Origin of the sequence: Escherichia sp. KTE172, assembly GCF_000408845.1 — a bacterium.
GTDB classification, from domain to species: Bacteria; Pseudomonadota; Gammaproteobacteria; order Enterobacterales; family Enterobacteriaceae; genus Escherichia; species Escherichia coli.
In genome coordinates this window covers 3556589-3574648 of sequence record NZ_KE137316.1, presented here as the reverse complement: position 1 = coordinate 3574648, position 18060 = coordinate 3556589, and the positions used below count along the sequence as shown (strand labels likewise).

Below are 18060 nucleotides of genomic sequence, written 5' to 3'. Positions count from 1 at the left end.
CAGTGCGCATCTTAACTGGTAACATTAGCCTCTTTTTTTAAGGAGCCTGAGATGACTAAGCAGCCCGAAGACTGGCTCGACGACGTTCCCGGTGATGACATCGAAGACGAAGACGATGAAATTATCTGGGTCAGTAAAAGTGAAATTAAACGTGATGCCGAGGAGCTAAAACGCCTTGGCGCGGAAATTGTTGATCTGGGGAAAAACGCGCTGGATAAGATCCCGTTAGATGCGGATCTGCGCGCGGCTATTGAGCTCGCCCAGCGTATTAAGATGGAAGGTCGCCGCCGCCAGTTGCAGCTCATCGGTAAGATGCTGCGCCAGCGCGACGTAGAGCCTATTCGTCAGGCGCTGGATAAGCTGAAAAACCGTCACAACCAGCAGGTGGTGCTGTTCCATAAACTGGAAAACCTGCGCGATCGTCTGATCGATCAAGGTGATGACGCCATCGCTGAAGTATTGAATCTGTGGCCCGATGCCGATCGTCAGCAGCTGCGTACTCTGATCCGTAACGCGAAGAAAGAGAAAGAAGGGAATAAGCCGCCGAAATCCGCACGCCAGATTTTCCAGTATCTGCGCGAACTGGCGGAGAATGAAGGGTAATTTTCGTTGTTGATGTGAGTATGGTTTGCCGGATGCGGTGCACCTGTAGGCCGGATAAGACGCATCAAGCGTCGCATCAGGCACTATGCTCAAATGCCGGATGCGGCGTAAACGCCTTATCCGGCAATGCTATATCAGGCTGAAGCCGAATTACTGCGCAGCTTCCGCCTTCTTCGCCAGACCATCCAGCAGTTTCTGATGGATCCCACCAAAACCGCCGTTGCTCATCACCAGAATATGGTCGCCAGGCTGAGCGGTTTTCACCACCATATCTGCCAGCGTATCCACATCGCCACTCCAGTGTGCAGGCTGAACGCAGGCTTCTGCCACTTCTGCCACCTGCCACGGAATATGCGCCGGTTGCAGCAGGAAGACTTCATCGGCACGACCTAATGAAGGTGCCAGATCGTCTTTGCAGATCCCCATTTTCATGGTATTCGAGCGCGGCTCCAGCACAGCAATAATGCGCGCCGTACCACCAACTTTGCCACGCAGCGCCGCAAGCGTTGCCAGAATTGCCGTCGGGTGATGGGCAAAATCGTCATATACCGTCACGCCATTCGCTTCACCACGCAACTCCAGACGGCGACGAGCGTTAATAAACGAACCCAGCGCGTTAGCGGCATCTGCAGGCGCTACACCAACATGGCGAGCCGCCGCAATCGCCATCAGGCCATTGTGCATATTATGTTCGCCCACCAGCGACCATTTCACTTCGCCCACTTTTTCGCCATCCAGCAAGACTTCCCATTCAGAAGCGTCAGTGGTCAGCTTTTTCGCCTGCCAGTGACCCTGCTCACCCACCAGCTCCTGCTCGCTCCAGCAGCCCATCGCCATGGTCTGTTTCAGGTTGATGTCATTTTCCGGCCAGATAATACGGCCCTGCCCCGGAACGATACGCACCAGATGGTGGAACTGTTTCTGGATCGCTTTCAGGTCGTCAAAGATATCGGCGTGATCGAACTCAAGGTTGTTGAGGATCAGCGTACGCGGGCAGTAATGGACAAATTTAGAGCGTTTGTCGAAGAAGGCGCAGTCATACTCATCCGCTTCGATAACAAAGAAGTCGCTTTCGCCCAGACGCGCCGAAACCTCAAAGTTCCCCGGCACACCGCCGATCACAAATCCCGGTTTGTAACCGCACTGTTCCAGAATCCAGGTCGCCATTCCCGCGGTGGTAGTTTTGCCGTGTGTACCGGCAACGGCCAGCACCCAGCGGTCGCGCAGCACAAAATCGTGCAGCCACTGTGGACCTGACATATAAGGGATGTTTTTTTCCAGTACCGCTTCCACACACGGATTTCCACGGGTCATGGCGTTGCCAATAATCACCAGATCCGGCTGCGGATCGAGCTGGCTGGCATCGTAACCCTGAATCAGCTCAATGCCTTGCTTCTCAAGTAAGGTGCTCATCGGCGGATACACATTGGCGTCCGAACCCGTTACTTCATGGCCTAACTGGCGCGCCAGCATCGCCAGACCGCCCATAAATGTGCCACAAATTCCTAAAATATGAATGCGCATACGTCACTATCCTTTTTTAATCTGCCGCTCATTTTACGCATATGTCGGGCAAGTGAGAAACGCATTTCAGGATAATCCGCAATTTGCTGGCGCGATTCACCTGAGCGCAACATTGAGATTATTTGTTAAGATTGTTGCGGTCGCTTTACTCCATAAACATTGCAGGGAAAGTTTTATGAAAACGTTAGGTGAATTTATTGTCGAAAAGCAGCACGAGTTTTCTCATGCTACCGGTGAGCTCACTGCTTTGCTGTCGGCAATAAAACTGGGCGCCAAGATTATCCATCGCGATATCAACAAAGCAGGACTGGTTGATATCTTGGGTGCCAGCGGTGCTGAGAACGTGCAGGGCGAGGTTCAGCAGAAACTCGACTTGTTCGCTAATGAAAAACTGAAAGCCGCACTGAAAGCACGCGATATCGTTGCGGGCATTGCCTCTGAAGAAGAAGATGAGATTGTCGTCTTTGAAGGCTGTGAACACGCAAAATACGTGGTGCTGATGGACCCCCTGGATGGCTCGTCCAACATCGATGTTAACGTCTCTGTCGGTACCATTTTCTCCATCTACCGCCGCGTTACGCCTGTTGGCACGCCGGTAACGGAAGAAGATTTCCTCCAGCCTGGTAACAAACAGGTTGCGGCAGGTTACGTGGTATACGGCTCCTCTACTATGCTGGTTTACACCACCGGATGCGGTGTTCACGCCTTTACTTACGATCCTTCGCTGGGCGTTTTCTGCCTGTGCCAGGAACGGATGCGCTTCCCGGAGAAAGGCAAAACCTACTCCATCAACGAAGGAAACTACATTAAGTTTCCGAACGGGGTGAAGAAGTACATTAAATTCTGCCAGGAAGAAGATAAATCCACCAACCGCCCGTATACCTCACGTTATATCGGTTCACTGGTTGCGGATTTCCACCGTAACCTGCTGAAAGGCGGTATTTATCTCTACCCAAGCACCGCCAGCCACCCGGACGGTAAACTGCGTTTACTGTATGAGTGCAACCCGATGGCATTCCTGGCGGAACAAGCGGGCGGTAAAGCGAGCGATGGCAAAGAGCGTATTCTGGATATCATCCCGGAAACCCTGCACCAGCGCCGTTCATTCTTTGTCGGCAACGACCATATGGTTGAAGATGTCGAACGCTTTATCCGTGAGTTCCCGGACGCGTAATCTCCTGCGCCTCTCCACACGGAGAGGCGTTTTTATCGCTGCGCAATGTTGACTCTTGTCACTGGCGAACTCTGACGATTCTCCCACAGCACCGTTAATCCACGCTGTAAGGCAATAAAAATGAACAGCAAAATGCCGATGGCGATTTTCGTCCACCAGGAACTCAGCGTACCGTCAAAGTTGATATAAGTCTGAATTAGCCCCTGAATCGCCACGCCAAAAAGCGTCCCTAATACCGTTCCAACGCCACCGCTCAAAAGCGTACCGCCAATTACCACTGAGGCGATAGCATCCAGTTCCACACCTACGCCCGCCAGCGCATATCCGGCCTGGGTATAAATCGAGAAGACAATCCCCGCCAGCGTTGCCAGTCCGGTGGAGAGCATATAAATGCGAATAGTGGTGCTGCGGGTAGAAATCCCCATCAGGTTTGCCGACGTTGCGTTGCCGCCAATGGCGTATACCTGATTACCAAAACGGGTACGATGCGCGAGGAATATGCCGATAACCACCACCGCCAGCATCAGCAGTCCCATCGCACTTAAGCGACCGCCGCCAGGGATTTTCCACGCAAGGCTTGAGAGCGTGTCATAAATGGGATGGTTTATCGGGATCGACTCTTCTGAAACGAGATAGCTGACGCCGCGCAAAAAGAACATTCCTGCCAGGGTAATGATAAATGCCGGGATCTTCAGGGCGTCGATCAAAAGCCCCATAAATGCGCCAAAGGCACAGCCCATCACCAGCACTAGCGGAAACGCCAGCAGCGGCGAGAGGCCGAAATCGCCAATCACTTTTGCCAGAAACACGCCAGTAAAGGCGATCACCGAACCGACGGAGAGATCGATACCGCCAGAGAGGATCACAAAGGTCATGCCAACGGCGATTATCCCAAGAAAGGCGTTATCGGTCAGGATATTGCAGATCACTCTTGTGGAAGCAAAACCGGGAAACTGGGTCAGGCAGTAGAGATAGCCCAGCACAAAGACGCCGATGGTGATCATCAGCGGCAAGTTACGTTTTATCATGGCTACGTACTCCTTTAATCAGACTGATAAAGCGTTGCGACTGAACAATCAGCACACAAAGCACCACCACCGCTTTTACGACCTGGTTCATCTCCGGCGGAAAGCCAGAAAGTAAAATTCCGGTGTTCATCCCCTGAATAATCAGCGCCCCCACGACTGAGAGCAGCAGGTTAAAGCGCCCGCCCATCAGCGATCCGCCGCCAATCACCACCGCAAGAATGGCGTCCAGCTCCAGCCATAACCCGGCGTTATTGGCATCGGCACCGCGAATATCCGCCGCCACGATAATGCCCGCAATCGCCGCACACAGCCCGCTCAACACGTAGGTGAGCATGACGATGATCCGCGTGTTTACCCCGGCATTTTTTGCCGCCCGAATGTTGATACCAACGGCTTCGATAAACATCCCCAGCGCCGTTTTGCGGGTCAACAGCCAGAACAGGAGAAGCGTCAGCACCGCGATAATGACCGGCGTTGGCAGGAACAACAGCGATCCGCTGCCAAACCATGAGAGATCCGGCGAGTTAAACGTGACGATCTGCCCGGCGGTGATCAGTTGCGCCACGCCGCGCCCGGCGACCATCAGGATCAGGGTGGCGACAAACGGCTGAATTTTGAGGATCGCTACCAGTATGCCGTTCCACAATCCCGCCAGGATGCCGGTGCCCAGGGCGCTTAACAAAACAATCGGCAGGCTGAATCCCGCGACCGTCATCGCAGCCGTTGTGGCTCCGGCGATAGCCATCACCGCCCCTACGGAGAGATCAATCCCACCGGTGGCGATCACCAGCGTCATACCAATCGCCAGTAACGCAACGGGAGCTGCACGGTTAAGAATGTCGATAGGGCTACCGAACAAACGCCCATCCTGAAGCACCACCTGCCAGAAATGCGGGGCTACCAGGCTATCGACCAGCAGCACCAGCAATAGCGCCGCCAGCTGCGGCATTCCCGTTGGCCAGCGAAAGCGCCTTTTCGGCGGCGTAGTGTCCGGGAGAGATTGAGGCATCACACTATTCTCCTTACGCCGCAATGGCGTTCATGATCGCCGGAACGGAAAGCTCTGCCAGCGGGATCTCCGCCACCTGTTTGCGATCGCGCATGATGATCACCCGATCGGCATAGCCCACCAGCTCTTCCAGTTCGGAGGAGATCACCAGCAGCGCCAGACCATCGGCGCATAGCGTTTCAATCAGGCGGATGATCTCGGCGTGGGCACCAACATCAATGCCGCGGGTTGGCTCATCGAGGATCAGAAATTGCGGTCGGGTCAGTAGCCAACGTGAAAGCAACACTTTTTGCTGATTGCCGCCAGAGAGAAATTCAATCGGTTGTTCAGTTGAAGGTGTGCGAATGCCAAGCTGGCGGATAAAGCGTTCGGCAATCTCTTGCTGCTCTTTGCGGGAAATGGGTCGTAGCCAGCCGCGCTGGGCCTGGAGAGCGAGGATGATATTTTCCCGTACCGAGGCGGCGGCGATGATGCCATCGGTTTTCCTGTCTTCCGGGCAGAAGCCGATACCCAGTACCGAAGCCTGATGTGGCGATCGCAGGTTTTGCTGTTTGCCTTTGATCAACGCCGTGCCGCTGTCAGCAGGTTTGATACCGAAGATCACTTCGGCGGTTTCGGTACGTCCGGATCCCAGCAAGCCAGCCAGACCGACGATCTCGCCGGGGCGAACTTCGAGATCAAACGGTGCTATCGTTCCTTTTTTGCCGTAATTTTTGAACGCGGCAACGGGTTTGTCGCTCAACAATGTTCGCCCGGCACGCTGTAGCGCGTGGGTATCCAGCTCGCGCCCCAGCATCATTTTTACCAGTTCGATCTGCGGTAGCTCGCGCGTTTCCCGACAGCCTACGAAACTGCCGTTGCGTAAGACAGTGATCCGATCGCTGACCTGATAGACCTGATCGAGAAAGTGAGTGACAAAGATCAGGCTGACGCCGCGATCGCGCAACTGACGCATCAGGACAAATAATAGCTCCACTTCCTGGGTGTCGAGGCTGGCGGTGGGTTCATCGAGGATCAGCACTTTGGCGGAGAGAGCGATAGCCCGGCAAATGGCGACGATTTGCTGCATCGCCACCGAAAAACGGTTAAGCGGTTCACGCACGTCGAGGGAGAAACCGTAAGATGTCATCAGTTCGGTGGCACGCTTTTCCATCTCTTTGCGGCGTAGAAAGCCGAAACGTTTGGGTTCGCGACCTATGAATAGATTATCAGCGACCGACATATTGGGTAGCAGGTTGACTTCCTGATAAACGGTTCCGATGCCGAGTTGTTGTGCATGGGCGGTATTTTTCGGTGAGATAGCCTGGCCTTCCAGCCAGATGGTGCCGCGATCGGCGTGGTATACACCGGTTAATGCTTTGATTAGCGTCGATTTTCCCGCCCCGTTTTCACCGAGCAGCGCCATGATTTCGCCACGGCGCAGGCTGAAATCAACGTTGTCTAACGCTTTGACGCCGGGGAAAAATTTACTTAATCCTTCGGTGCGGAGGATTTCCTGGTGTTGGTCGGTCGTCATGGTTTCCCCCTTAGCCACGCTCTAAAAGTCTGGGAATAGATCGTGCCTGATGTTAAGAGCTGCGCCGTTTGTCCCCCTCACCCTAACCCTCTCCCCGAAGGGGCGAGGGGACAGATTGTGCACGGTGTTAAGTCCGGTGTTGCACCACTGCCGGATGCGGCGTGAACGCCTTATCCGGCCTACACAGAGCACCGAACTCGTAGGCATGATAAGACGCGGTAAGCGTCGCATCAGGCTTCAGCGCACCACCGCCGGATGCGGCGCGAGCGCCTTATCCGGCCTACGAATCGGCATCAGGCATAGCAACCCTCAATACCCCATATTTTTCTTCTTCTCTAACTCTTCTTTTGCGGTATCAGGCAGATAAAGGGTGGATTTGGTCAGCGTCAGCTTTTCAGGCATGGTGCCGTCTTTTTTGTATTTCTCCAGCGCGTCGAAGGCGGGACCTGCCATATTCGGCGTCAGTTCAACACTGGCGTTCGCTTCGCCATCAATCATCGCTTTGTAGATATCGGGTACACCGTCAATGGAACCCGTGAGGATATCTTTGCCCGGTTTCAGGCCCGCTTCTTTAATTGCCTGAATTGCGCCAATCACCATGTCATCGTTATGGGCGTAAACCATGCAGATGTTTTTGCCGTTGTTTTCCGCTTTGATAAAGCTCTCCATAACTTCTTTGCCTTTACTGCGGGTGAAGTCACCTGACTGCGAGCGGATGATTTTGATATTTGGCGCATTCTTAATGGCTTCGGCAAAGCCTTTCTTACGGTCAATGGCGACGCTGGCCCCAACGGTGCCCTGCAGCTCCACCACGTTGCATGGTTTGCCATTCACTTCTTTTACCAGCCAGTCACCGATCAACTTACCTTCGAGGATGTTGTCGGCAGTAACGGTGGTCATATAGAGAGATTTGTCTTTCACATCGATGGAACGGTCGAGCAAGAAGACCGGGATTTCGGCATCTTTCGCCTCTTTTAATACCGGTTCCCAACCTGTCGCGACCACCGGAGCGATAAAGATCGCATCCACCCCTTGTGCAACGAAGGAACGTACCGCTTTAATCTGGTTTTCCTGCTTTTGCTGACCATCAGCAATTTTCAACGTAATTCCGCGTTTTTCGGCCTCACTTTTCGCTACATTGGTTTCTGCAGCGCGCCAGCCGGATTCCGATCCGACCTGCGAAAATCCTACGGTTAATGGAGCGGCCAACGCCATAGACGACATGGCTGCCGAGACTGCAGAGACTACAAGTAAGCGTTTCCACATAGGGTTGTCCTCGTCGGGGTAATTATTATTGGTGAAAAGATGTTCGCGAAAAAACTATAGACAATTCGTTATGTAACGGATTGCGTTACATCACACTTCAAAAAAGTAAATAAAACGTTAATCACAAGTTTGTAATCGCTTTCATCTCACTATGAAAAATGCGGCTACGGTTATGGATTTTCCTGCTCTGTATACCGTCTTAAAACTGGCGAAAAAGGAAAATGAAGACGAAAACAAGCAAAGACATTCGGCGCGAGTTGGCTATAATACTCGGCACTTGTTTGCCACATATTTTTAAAGGAAACAGACATGAGCTTACTCAACGTCCCTGCGGGTAAAGATCTGCCGGAAGACATCTACGTTGTTATTGAGATCCCGGCTAACGCAGATCCGATCAAATACGAAATCGACAAAGAGAGCGGCGCACTGTTCGTTGACCGCTTCATGTCCACCGCGATGTTCTATCCGTGCAACTACGGTTACATCAACCACACCCTGTCTCTGGACGGTGACCCGGTTGACGTACTGGTCCCGACTCCGTACCCGCTGCAGCCGGGTTCTGTGATCCGTTGCCGTCCGGTTGGCGTTCTGAAAATGACCGACGAAGCCGGTGAAGATGCGAAACTGATTGCTGTTCCGCACACAAAGCTGAGCAAAGAATACGATCACATTAAAGACGTTAACGATCTGCCAGAGCTGCTGAAAGCGCAGATCGCTCACTTCTTCGAGCACTACAAAGACCTCGAAAAAGGCAAGTGGGTGAAAGTTGAAGGTTGGGAAAACGCAGAAGCCGCTAAAGCTGAAATCGTTGCTTCCTTCGAGCGCGCAAAGAATAAATAAGTTCTTCTAGCGCAATAACCCTGAACGCCGGGCTTCGGTTAGTAAGGGTTTTTTTATGCCCGCGATAAATAAACTCTCTATTCCACCATCATTATTCTCAGCGGTTGCAAGGCTTGAACGGTAAGAACAAGCAAACCCGACCACCATTTTGCTGTTCATAGCCACTTGCTGGAAGTTAGCCGACCTCACTCATACTCACCGTTCAAAGCGTGCCCCCGTTTTACCCCTGCACATTTGTGAACGCCAGCAGAGTTTTTTATGCGATTGCAGATATGGAAAGCGGCTCGGAGAGAAAAGCAAAAGATGGAAAAGTTACAAAAAAAAATCGCGAGATACATCGCATAAAACAACGCCACCCGAAGGTGGCGTGCTTTTATTATTACTTATCCCTGTCTAACCAGTCGCCGCTTTCAATTAGCTTTAATCCATCGACGGGTCGTTGATAAACGTACATCCATGCACTCCCGTACGGCGTCTGAATCAACTGGCGCGCGTATTCACCGCCCCTGGTGCGCAAGGCATCAAGTTCGGCCAGCGTGGCGTTGTCAATACGATAAACTTCACCGTGTACTGTTCCGTTCCCCGGAACTGCGCCTGGATAGTGGCCCAGGCTATACAACTGGTAGTTATCGATACTGAAATCGCCCAGTAACTGGGCATTGGTCATCCAGTGACTGTTGCCTTGTTTGTGGCGTAAACTGCCGTAGACAAATATTCGCATTGCTAAAACTCGAACTGATAGAGCAAATCCAGTGCCTGGTCTACACCAGACACGGCTTCCAGATATAGCTTAGGCATCAGGCGATAACGTAACGTGAGTGTTGCTATAGAGTCAAATATACCCACGCCGTATTTCACTTGCAGACCTGGCAATACATAGCCGCTGACCACTACCTGGGAGGAGTCGCCTACTCCCTGGGTGTCGAGCGCTAAATTGCTTACGCCAAACGTCTCGCCGATTTTACCCACAATCTGGCCACTTTGCGCAACCCCCAGACCAATCAGCATCGAGGTCATTGCCGCACTGTCGCTCTGATCGCTCTCCAGCCCTTGTCCACGTAGCAAATAAGACAATGCAGCTTGTTGCGACATCGCCGGGTCAGAGAAGATCTCCGCTTTCGGTTCGTCCGCCAGACCAGTGACGCGAACTCCGGCGATTACGTCGTCTTCTGTAGCATCCGGGTTACGAATAGCTTCAATATTAAGATACGGTTGATCTGGCGGACCAGAGAACAGTAACTCACCCTTACGCACAATCAGATCCTGACCATAGGCATGGAAGCGCCCTTCAGGGATGTTGATCTGCCCGTTCAGGCCCAGCCCTTGTTTGTCCTGTACGACGTTAAGATCGCCCGTCAGCCGCGCTTTCAGGCCAAAGGCGTCAATGCGCACATTATTGCCAACGTGGACAATCAGGTTACTGTTAATCGGAATCGACGCCGTTTTCGGCTCTTCCGGTTGCAGGTTATCGTTAAGCATCACCACATCGCTGGAGACGCCTACTGCGCTTTCCGGCAGATCGTGCACCACGATGCGCGCCCAAGGGACATCCACGCGACCATCGAGGGTAAACAGGTTTGGTGTAGCCTCGAATACAACATCTGGCGATACATCCATTCGTACCATCGGCGGCACGGTGATCCGCACTTTACTGCCTTTCGCCGTTACCCGCGCCCGCCAGTTTTCAATTTGGCTCCAGTCGGCATCACCGTTCAGGTAGATTTCACCCTGCTGGGTCCGTACTGTACCGGCAAGCGTCGAGCGCATACCGTTAAAGTTGACCGCAAGCTGGCTCGGTTGCATATCAAACGGCATAAAGTTGCCGTCGATATCCACACCCGTAACCTGAAGCTGACCAAACAACTGCGGGCTTTGCACATCACCACCCAGACGCAAGTTGGCACTCACCATCCCCGCTGCTTTTTCCCCACGGGTAAAGATGGGGTTTATCATCGCAAGGTTGAAGTTACGGATATTGACGTTGCCACCAAGATTACGGCGGCCTTGCGGATCGGTCACCTGCACCTGTCCATCAAACTGGCCGTTATTGGTCAGGCGGATGGTCCAGCCCAATTCGGCACGGTTGTTACGCAATTCCGCCGTCAGATTCAGTGTCTGAAACGCCACCGGCAGCGCCGCATCGTTGACGGTTTGCGTTACCTGCACGTTACGCCCCGAAAGGGTGATACTGCCCTGCGGCAGCCCCTCTTTCGTGGTGTCCCAGGCAACATCCGCTTTACCCGTGAAGATACCGCTGGCCTGAGTGGTTTCTGGCATAAACGGTTTCAGCATGGCGAGGTCGAAGCGGTTGAGATTCACCACCGCACGCCCTTCGGCCCCCGCATCGATAGTTTGCGGCACGCACAATTCCGCATTCGGGTTAAGCCAACAGTGTGGCCCGATGCTGATTTTTTGCTCCTTATTGCGGTAATCCAGCGCAATATCGCGGGTCAGCGACCACGGGCCGACCGGCGTCTGGAAGCGGGTATTGCTAAGAGTTCCCTTCCAGCGTTCTTCTTTGCGATCAAAACTTCCTGCCAGATTAAGCTGCCCGGAAACCGGCTCGCCCTGAATCCGCAACTGTAACTCGTGCTGTTGTTCGCTGCCTTTGGCATTCAGGGTGACGAGGTTGATACTCACATCGGGCTGCGAGATTTGCTCAACGCGTACGTCAAGTTTACCCGCAATCTGATCGGTGGATTTGATATCGCCTTCCACGCGAACCTGCGCCACGGAAAGTTCCTGCCAGCGCAGGCCGCGCGCGGTGATATCTGCCAGTAGTTGTGGCGCTTCCACCGTGCCGCGTACTTTCACCAGCCCTTTCGCTGTACCGCCAAGCCCCGGCAGCGCGTTATCCAGCCCCGGCGCGTTGATGGTGGCATCAAGATTGAGATCTTTTACCCCCAGCTCGCCTTTCACTTCGGCACTGTTTGGCCCCAGTTCCAGATGCAGCCCTGGGATCATCCACTGCATATAACTGTTGCCTTTCAGCGTGCCGTCAACGTTCACTTTGTTCTGTTTGACGTTACCGGTCAGCTTCAGTTCTGGCACTTCCATCTGCCAGGTGCCGCCGTACAGGCTACCGCGGGTTTTAATCAAGCCATTGAGTTTCGACGGCCACTCCGGGAACTCTTTGGCGGTGTTAATGCCGTTAAGCGTTAGCTCACCGCGCCAGCTAATTGCCTGCTGCCAGTCGAGCAACGCTTTGAGTTCAGTTTTCCCTTCCAGCGCCGCGACGGTGAGTTTGTCGAGATTGACCTGCTGTTCATTACCTTTGGCATCAAGGGTAATGGTGGCTGGCGGGATCTCCTGTCCCTTCACTGCCGTACGCATAGAGAGCGTGTAATCGGTCATTTTACCGGTAAGTTTCAGTTTCAGATCATCCGCCTGATACTGCTTCTCTCCAGTGAACGGCCAGTAAAGCTGTTTGCTGTTCACTTCCACGTTGAGCGGCAATCCGGCTTCCGCCAGTCGCGTCTGGGCGCGTAAATCCATATCCACCGGACCAGAAAGGTTAACGCCTATCTCCAGCTGTTCGCGCAGCGCGCCGCCCACTTTCAGCTTCACTTTTTCACCTTTCAACGGCTCCACGTTCAGTGTGCTGTTGAGGGTAATATCCACCGGCCAGTTGTCTGACAGCTGCGCCGTGCCGCTGGCGTTGACGATCCCTTGACTGGAGTCGATATCCAGGGCGTCCAGTTTAGTATTACCGTCGATGCTGCTCACTTTCAGCAGCATGGTGCTCACGGTGATGTCCGTGTCACCCGTCACGCGCAGCTGCTCGCCCTTAAACTCTTCAATGTTCAGGTTAAGCGGCAAATGCACGTCGGTCATTTCCGGCAATACCGGGCGAGAAAAGAGATCTTTCAGCGTTTCGCCGAGCGGTTTTTCATCCGGCTGCGGATTTTCAATTTTCGGTTCGACAACTTCTTCCTGCGCCACTTCCGCCACTTTCGGCAAAGCAATCAACAGGCCTTTCAGCGACGTCGGTTTCAGGGTCAGGGTTTTCTCCTGCCAGTTCAGGCCGGAGGTGAAGTCCATCACCGACACCGTGGTGTCATCAATCTTGATGTTGACGTTGTCCAGCGCCACCCGTGTCAGGGTGATGGGATACGGCGTGGAGAGATCCAGCGGGCCGCTATCTTCCTCTTCTTCAACCTGTTCAGAAGGAGGCATTTTTTTACTGTCGATGTTGACCTGAATGTCTTTCAGCGCCAGGTCATTAATACAAACGCTACTGTTCCACAGGCACTCAAGCCCGACCGCCAGATGCAGATTGCCCGCTTTTACCGCTACGCCTGGCTGCTCATAACGAACGTCAGACAAGGTGAGATCACGCCAGCCGCCGGTGACCTTGCCAATATCCAGTCCTGGCACCCAGCGATCCGCCGCTTTAAATACCAGATGCAGGCCGCTGGTGGTGCCCACCAGAAACGCCACCGATCCCAGCAACAGTAAGATAACGATAACCACGCCGAGGCTGATTTTTTTCCATAAACTCATAATTCTGGCCCCAGACCGATGTAAAACTGTAACCCGTGTTCGTCTTTATCCGCGACCGGTACGGCAAAATCGAGTTTGATTGGCCCGACCGGCGATTCCCAGCGCACGCCGACCCCGGTACCGGTTTTAAAGTCGCTGCGGCGAATATCGCTTACCGCTTCGCCGCTATCGACAAACACCGCGCCCCACCATTTTCCGGTCACGTTGTACTGGTACTCCAGCGATCCGGTTATCAACTTCGAGGCCCCTTTCAGGTCACCGTTGGCGTATTTCGGAGCGATTGATTTGTATTTGTAGCCGCGAATACTGCGATCGCCCCCGGCGAAGAAACGCAGATCCGGCGGTACTTTGTCGAAATCACCCGTTTCAATCCAGCCCAGCGTGCCGCGTGTCACAAAACGATGGCGATCGTACAGTGTGCGGATCCAGACGTTCTGCGCCTGGAAAACGGAGAAATCGACATCTGAGCCCCAGGCCGTGTTGGAGTAGTCGATAGAGTAGCGTTGCGAGTCGCCCCAGGTTGGCATCAGGCCACCGCGAGAACGCGTGCGGCTAATCATCACCCCAGGATAAAACAGCATCGTGGTGTTGGTAATTTCACCCTGGGTAAAGTGGTCGAGACTCCAGCGCAGGTTAATGGCACGCTGCCAGCCGCTGGAGAGATCCCAGTAGCGAGAAGCCACCAGCGTAGTGGAGTCAGACTCGGTATCGTTCAGGTCAGTGCGCTTAAAACCGCCCTGCACCAGATAATATTGTTCCAGTGGATTCTTCAACAGCGGCATTTTATAGCTGAAGTCGAGGATCTGTTCCGGCGCGGAAATACTGGTACTGGTGGTCAGACTGTGACCATAAGAGTTCATCCACGGCTTTTTCCACGTCGCTTTCACGCGCGGTCCCACGTCCGTAGAGTAACCGACCCCGGTTTCGATGGTGTTTTCAGTTCGCGGCGAAACCACGCCCGTCAATGGTAATACTTTCGTTTCGCGCGATTTATCAAATTGTGGAGCCACTACGACCGAGTTAAACCAGCCGGTAGCAGAAAGTCGACGGTTCAGCTCTGCCAGATCTTTCGATTCGTACTCATCGCCCTCTTTAAACGGCACCAGATTTTGCAGGTATTCATCGCGGATTTGTGATCCTTCAAAGGTCACATGCCCAAAGCGGTAACGTTCGCCACTGTTATAATCAATATCCCAGAAGGCTTTATGCAGGCCGAGCGCAATGCCCAGCTGCGCTTTGGTAAATTCGCTATCGAAATAACCTTTACGCAACGCAATGCTGGTTAAGGACTTTTTGAAATTTTCATAATCGCCCTGGTTCAGTACCGTACCAATAGCCGGGCGAGTATCGAGCAATTTCAAATAGTCTTTATCGGTCCGCGCGCCGCCGCGCAATACCACATCGGTGCCGCCAATTAACACCGGCACGCCTGGCGTGACTTTGGCGATCAATACCTGCCGCCCTTTCTTTGGCGGTGGACGGAGATCAAATTCAATGGTCGGCTGGTAATAACCCAGCGCTTTCAGACCTTCGCGGATGGCATCATCGACGCGTGCGCGAAAGCGACGGTCTGGCGTCACTTCATCACTTTCAATCGTAGAAAGCTGCGCACGAACGTTCTTTTCCAGCTGTCCCGATAACCCCTCGACCTGTAGACGGACGTTCGCGGCGACGGCAGATCCGCTTAAGCAGAGTAAGCTTACACAGCATAACTGTCGGATATAGCGCACATTTTCTCCTGAATATCCTTTTTTCCTGCCCCTGGAACGCCGTTAAACGGCTTAACAAAAATCCAGTAATATGGATTAAAAAGCAGACTAAACCCCAAATATTTCTTATGTTTTACTTTAGACCTATTCACAGCGGTTATTGTGTGCAAATACGCCTCTTGTTACAACCTTAACCCCAATGACCGATTTTCGGGAGAGCGACACCATGAGTTTATTTGATAAAAAGCATCTGGTTTCCCCCGCCGATGCCCTGCCTGGACGTAACACCCCGATGCCCGTAGCCACGCTGCATGCGGTCAACGGTCACTCAATGACCAATGTACCTGACGGAATGGAGATTGCCATTTTTGCGATGGGTTGTTTCTGGGGTGTGGAGCGTCTGTTCTGGCAGTTACCCGGCGTTTACAGCACCGCCGCAGGCTATACCGGCGGCTATACGCCAAATCCGACTTATCGGGAAGTGTGCTCCGGCGATACTGGCCATGCCGAAGCGGTGCGCATTGTTTACGATCCATCCGTCATCAGCTATGAGCAGTTGCTACAAGTATTTTGGGAGAATCACGATCCCGCCCAGGGAATGCGTCAGGGCAATGACCACGGTACGCAGTATCGTTCAGCGATTTATCCTCTGACCCCAGAACAGGATGCCGCCGCTCGCGCCAGTCTGGAACGTTTTCAGGCGGCGATGCTTGCCGCCGATGACGATCGTCGCATCACCACGGAAATCGCTAACGCCACACCGTTTTATTATGCCGAAGATGACCACCAGCAATATCTGCATAAAAACCCGTATGGTTACTGTGGAATTGGCGGAATTGGCGTCTGTCTGCCGCCGGAAGCATAGCGTTACGGGTACAAATGTAGATTGTTGATAAAGTGCATTTTGTTTATGTCGGATACGGCGTAAACGCCTTGCCAGGCCTACAAAATCGTCCAAATTCAATATATTGCGGGGACTGCGTAGGCCTGTTCGGTATAGCGCATCAGGCAGTTTTTCATTTTTCAGCTGTCTGAATTTTAACCCTCTGGCGGCTTTACAGTACCTTACGCTATACTAGCCACTGAAAATGCCGGTTCACTTTCTTCGAATCGGCTTTCAATGTGTATTTCACACAAATTAATCAACTTCCCCTTCCGAGGATCTGGCCTGAAAGGTCGGATAAGATATGTTAAACAGTATTTTAGTCATACTCTGTTTGATCGCTGTAAGTGCGTTCTTCTCGATGTCCGAGATCTCGCTTGCCGCCTCACGCAAAATCAAACTTAAACTGCTGGCTGATGAAGGCAATATAAATGCCCAACGCGTTCTGAATATGCAGGAAAATCCCGGCATGTTCTTTACCGTGGTCCAAATCGGTCTGAACGCAGTGGCGATTCTCGGCGGTATCGTCGGTGATGCGGCATTTTCTCCAGCTTTTCACAGCCTGTTCTCCCGCTATATGTCGGCAGAACTCTCTGAGCAACTGAGCTTTATTCTCTCTTTCTCGTTAGTGACTGGCATGTTTATCCTGTTTGCGGATTTAACCCCGAAACGCATCGGTATGATTGCGCCAGAAGCTGTGGCTTTGCGTATCATCAACCCGATGCGCTTCTGCCTGTACGTTTGCACCCCGCTGGTGTGGTTCTTCAACGGACTGGCGAACATAATCTTCCGTATTTTCAAACTGCCAATGGTACGTAAAGATGACATCACTTCTGATGACATCTACGCGGTAGTGGAAGCCGGTGCGCTGGCGGGCGTGTTACGTAAACAGGAACACGAGCTGATTGAAAACGTCTTTGAGCTGGAATCCCGTACCGTTCCGTCTTCAATGACACCGCGTGAAAACGTGATTTGGTTTGATCTCCACGAAGATGAGCAAAGTCTGAAGAATAAGGTGGCGGAACATCCGCACTCTAAGTTTCTCGTCTGTAATGAAGATATTGACCACATCATCGGATATGTCGATTCTAAAGACCTGCTGAACCGCGTGCTGGCTAACCAAAGCCTGGCACTGAACAGCGGCGTACAAATTCGCAACACGCTGATTGTGCCGGATACGTTAACCCTTTCAGAAGCGTTGGAAAGTTTTAAAACCGCAGGTGAAGACTTCGCGGTGATCATGAACGAGTACGCGCTGGTAGTGGGGATCATCACCCTCAACGACGTGATGACCACGCTGATGGGCGATCTGGTCGGTCAGGGGCTGGAAGAGCAGATTGTCGCCCGTGATGAGAACTCATGGCTGATTGACGGCGGCACCCCGATTGACGACGTCATGCGCGTGCTGGATATTGACGAGTTCCCGCAGTCGGGCAACTACGAAACCATCGGCGGCTTTATGATGTTTATGCTGCGTAAGATCCCGAAACGCACCGATTCGGTGAAATTCGCCGGCTACAAATTTGAAGTGGTGGATATCGATAACTACCGCATCGACCAGCTGCTGGTGACCCGAATCGACAGCAAGGCCACCGCCCTTTCGCCAAAACTGCCTGACGCTAAAGATAAAGAAGAAAGCGTCGCGTAACCCCAGAAACATCAACGGCTCCCGAATCAGGAGCCGTCTTATTACTGCATAGCACTTTGGTTAAGCCATCTCTGTTTGCAGACGCATAACCTGACGGTTAACTTCGGACATCACTGACAAATGCAGCTTATCCTTCACTTTTGGGATAAGAATCTTACCCTTATCAAATTCAAAAGCGCCAACGTCCTTGATGTATAACCGTCCACGGAACAGGATCTTTACGTACTTCGCCACCTGAAGTGGGTTGTACCGTTGGAAAATTTTCATTGTTATCTCCTGCTGAGTATTACGCCTGTGCGGTGCCACAATCGGCCCAACGATTATGAGGCGCAAATTTTAATGCCTAGTGACTATAGA

General features: G+C 52.8%; 14 protein-coding genes. 5 read left to right on the top strand and 9 right to left on the bottom strand.

The window, feature by feature from the left end; all coding sequences use genetic code 11:
• The first annotated feature begins 51 nt into the window (after positions 1 to 51).
• Positions 52 to 603, top strand: coding sequence for a ribosome biogenesis factor YjgA (gene yjgA, locus G434_RS07145; protein WP_000166270.1), 552 nt, complete (start codon positions 52 to 54; stop codon positions 601 to 603).
• A gap of 150 nt (positions 604 to 753) precedes the next feature.
• Here the strand turns inward: yjgA and mpl are convergent, their stop codons facing one another.
• The gene (gene mpl / locus G434_RS07150) at positions 754 to 2127 is read right to left on the bottom strand and encodes a UDP-N-acetylmuramate:L-alanyl-gamma-D-glutamyl-meso-diaminopimelate ligase (protein ID WP_001219792.1); all 1374 of its coding nucleotides are present in this window, start codon (positions 2125 to 2127) and stop codon (positions 754 to 756) included.
• 175 nt (positions 2128 to 2302) lie between these two features.
• On the opposite strand from mpl, the gene fbp reads away from it, so the two are divergent.
• Positions 2303 to 3301 (top strand): class 1 fructose-bisphosphatase, encoded by a 999-nt coding sequence (fbp, locus tag G434_RS07155; protein ID WP_000853753.1) that lies wholly within the window; start codon positions 2303 to 2305, stop codon positions 3299 to 3301.
• A 32-nt stretch (positions 3302 to 3333) separates the two neighbouring features.
• Here fbp and yjfF read toward each other — a convergent pair whose 3' ends face one another.
• From yjfF to ytfQ, 4 genes are all read right to left on the bottom strand, one after another.
• Complete coding sequence (yjfF, locus tag G434_RS07160; protein ID WP_000596015.1) at positions 3334 to 4329, bottom strand: galactofuranose ABC transporter, permease protein YjfF; 996 nt, start codon at positions 4327 to 4329, stop codon at positions 3334 to 3336.
• Positions 4316 to 5338 carry a galactofuranose ABC transporter, ATP-binding protein YtfT gene (gene ytfT / locus G434_RS07165; protein ID WP_001296689.1) on the bottom strand — a complete coding sequence of 341 codons (1023 nt, stop codon included), beginning with the start codon at positions 5336 to 5338 and terminating at the stop codon, positions 4316 to 4318. The genes yjfF and ytfT overlap by 14 nt, the downstream gene beginning before the upstream one ends.
• Positions 5339 to 5351: 13 nt before the next feature.
• Complete coding sequence (gene ytfR, locus G434_RS07170; protein WP_016238973.1) at positions 5352 to 6854, bottom strand: galactofuranose ABC transporter, ATP-binding protein YtfR; 1503 nt, start codon at positions 6852 to 6854, stop codon at positions 5352 to 5354.
• Between the two features lie 309 nt (positions 6855 to 7163).
• Positions 7164 to 8120, bottom strand: coding sequence for a galactofuranose ABC transporter substrate-binding protein YtfQ (gene ytfQ / locus G434_RS07175; RefSeq protein ID WP_000265933.1), 957 nt, complete (start codon positions 8118 to 8120; stop codon positions 7164 to 7166).
• Between the two features lie 309 nt (positions 8121 to 8429).
• Here ytfQ and ppa point away from each other — a divergent pair, with 309 nt between their 5' ends.
• A complete protein-coding gene (ppa, locus tag G434_RS07180; protein WP_000055072.1) occupies positions 8430 to 8960 on the top strand; it encodes an inorganic diphosphatase in 531 nt (176 codons plus the stop codon).
• Positions 8961 to 9339: 379 nt separating this feature from the next.
• Here ppa and G434_RS07185 read toward each other — a convergent pair whose 3' ends face one another.
• Genes G434_RS07185 through tamA form a run of 3 tightly spaced genes read right to left on the bottom strand, consistent with a single transcriptional unit; the run spans position 9340 to position 15193 of the window.
• The gene (locus G434_RS07185) at positions 9340 to 9681 is read right to left on the bottom strand and encodes a gamma-glutamylcyclotransferase family protein (protein WP_001219160.1); all 342 of its coding nucleotides are present in this window, start codon (positions 9679 to 9681) and stop codon (positions 9340 to 9342) included.
• Positions 9682 to 9683: 2 nt separating this feature from the next.
• A complete protein-coding gene (tamB, locus tag G434_RS07190) occupies positions 9684 to 13463 on the bottom strand; it encodes an autotransporter assembly complex protein TamB (RefSeq protein ID WP_000060914.1) in 3780 nt (1259 codons plus the stop codon).
• On the bottom strand, positions 13460 to 15193 hold the full coding sequence (gene tamA, locus G434_RS07195) for an autotransporter assembly complex protein TamA (protein WP_001269337.1): 1734 nt from the start codon (positions 15191 to 15193) through the stop codon (positions 13460 to 13462). The genes tamB and tamA overlap by 4 nt, the downstream gene beginning before the upstream one ends.
• 205 nt (positions 15194 to 15398) lie before the next feature.
• Here tamA and msrA point away from each other — a divergent pair, with 205 nt between their 5' ends.
• Together msrA and G434_RS07205 are read left to right on the top strand one after the other, a co-directional pair.
• A complete protein-coding gene (gene msrA, locus G434_RS07200; RefSeq protein WP_001305659.1) occupies positions 15399 to 16037 on the top strand; it encodes a peptide-methionine (S)-S-oxide reductase MsrA in 639 nt (212 codons plus the stop codon).
• Positions 16038 to 16359: 322 nt separating this feature from the next.
• Positions 16360 to 17703, top strand: coding sequence for a polyamine export protein PaeA (locus G434_RS07205; RefSeq protein ID WP_000935036.1), 1344 nt, complete (start codon positions 16360 to 16362; stop codon positions 17701 to 17703).
• Positions 17704 to 17763: 60 nt separating this feature from the next.
• Here the strand turns inward: G434_RS07205 and G434_RS07210 are convergent, their stop codons facing one another.
• Positions 17764 to 17970: a DUF1107 domain-containing protein gene (locus G434_RS07210; RefSeq protein ID WP_000689228.1), complete on the bottom strand. Its 207-nt coding sequence runs from the start codon at positions 17968 to 17970 to the stop codon at positions 17764 to 17766.
• Between the last annotated feature and the right edge of the window lie 90 nt (positions 17971 to 18060).

Bases quoted from the DNA above. Each gene is read 5' to 3' on its own strand.
- tamB (WP_000060914.1), bottom strand. From the start codon at position 13,463: ATGAGTTTATGGAAAAAAATCAGCCTCGGCGTGGTTATCGTTATCTTA.
- ppa (WP_000055072.1), top strand. From the start codon at position 8,430: ATGAGCTTACTCAACGTCCCTGCGGGTAAAGATCTGCCGGAAGACATC.
- ytfQ (WP_000265933.1), bottom strand. From the start codon at position 8,120: ATGTGGAAACGCTTACTTGTAGTCTCTGCAGTCTCGGCAGCCATGTCG.
- msrA (WP_001305659.1), top strand. From the start codon at position 15,399: ATGAGTTTATTTGATAAAAAGCATCTGGTTTCCCCCGCCGATGCCCTG.
- mpl (WP_001219792.1), bottom strand. From the start codon at position 2,127: ATGCGCATTCATATTTTAGGAATTTGTGGCACATTTATGGGCGGTCTG.
- ytfT (WP_001296689.1), bottom strand. From the start codon at position 5,338: ATGCCTCAATCTCTCCCGGACACTACGCCGCCGAAAAGGCGCTTTCGC.
- yjgA (WP_000166270.1), top strand. From the start codon at position 52: ATGACTAAGCAGCCCGAAGACTGGCTCGACGACGTTCCCGGTGATGAC.
- G434_RS07185 (WP_001219160.1), bottom strand. From the start codon at position 9,681: ATGCGAATATTTGTCTACGGCAGTTTACGCCACAAACAAGGCAACAGT.
- G434_RS07210 (WP_000689228.1), bottom strand. From the start codon at position 17,970: ATGAAAATTTTCCAACGGTACAACCCACTTCAGGTGGCGAAGTACGTA.
- ytfR (WP_016238973.1), bottom strand. From the start codon at position 6,854: ATGACGACCGACCAACACCAGGAAATCCTCCGCACCGAAGGATTAAGT.
- fbp (WP_000853753.1), top strand. From the start codon at position 2,303: ATGAAAACGTTAGGTGAATTTATTGTCGAAAAGCAGCACGAGTTTTCT.
- yjfF (WP_000596015.1), bottom strand. From the start codon at position 4,329: ATGATAAAACGTAACTTGCCGCTGATGATCACCATCGGCGTCTTTGTG.
- G434_RS07205 (WP_000935036.1), top strand. From the start codon at position 16,360: ATGTTAAACAGTATTTTAGTCATACTCTGTTTGATCGCTGTAAGTGCG.